The organism is Lamprobacter sp., assembly GCF_034860625.1.
Lineage (GTDB): Bacteria > Pseudomonadota > Gammaproteobacteria > Chromatiales > Chromatiaceae > Lamprobacter.
The window spans coordinates 1-681 of record NZ_JAYESN010000729.1 but is presented as its reverse complement, the minus strand read 5'-3'; the positions used below and the strand labels follow the sequence as shown (position 1 = coordinate 681).

Annotated in this window: 1 protein-coding gene; it reads left to right on the top strand. The window is 63.9% G+C overall.

The window, feature by feature from the left end:
- Nucleotides 1-44 precede the first annotated feature (44 nt).
- Nucleotides 45-681, top strand: a 637-nt coding sequence (locus VBE63_RS31015; protein ID WP_323686781.1) for a methyltransferase domain-containing protein, incomplete at its 3' end; no start/stop codon positions are given.

Below are 681 nucleotides of genomic sequence, written 5' to 3'. Positions count from 1 at the left end.
ATTTTAATCTGTGTACATCGGCGTCACCCGCAGTTTATAGGTTAATGCACTGGAATCACGAAGCCACCACGCCTCTGCATGAGGAGCGCCTCGAGGCGGTCATGGATGCCATACGAGCAAGCGGCGCTCGTCGTCTACTCGATCTTGGCTGTGGCGAAGGCGACCTGCTCGTGCGACTCGCGCAGGAGCCCGGGCTTGAGCAGATCCTAGGGATCGATCTCGATGCCCGCCACCTTGAACAGCTCCGGCTGCGGCTCGAGGCGATCGCCACCGAGCCACCCAGGACGCGCGGCGGCGAATGGCAAGGTCACAAAGGACACAGGATCGAGCTGCGGCACGGCTCGCTGACCGAGCCCGATGCCAGCCTCGCCGGCTTCGACTGCGCCCTGCTGATCGAGACCATCGAGCACATCGAGCCCCGGGATCTAGCCCAAGTCGAGCAAGCGCTCTTCGCACGGATGCGCCCGCAAACGGTGATCATCACCACCCCAAATGCCGAATACAACCCGCTACTCGAGGTGCCAGCGAACCGCTTTCGCCATCCCGATCATCGCTTCGAATGGGACCGCCCGCGGTTCCAGCGCTGGACGCGCGGCGTTGCACAACGGCACGGCTATGGACTGCGCCACCGTGACATCGGCGGCGTGCATGCGGTCTATGGCGGCGCCAGCCAGATGGCGT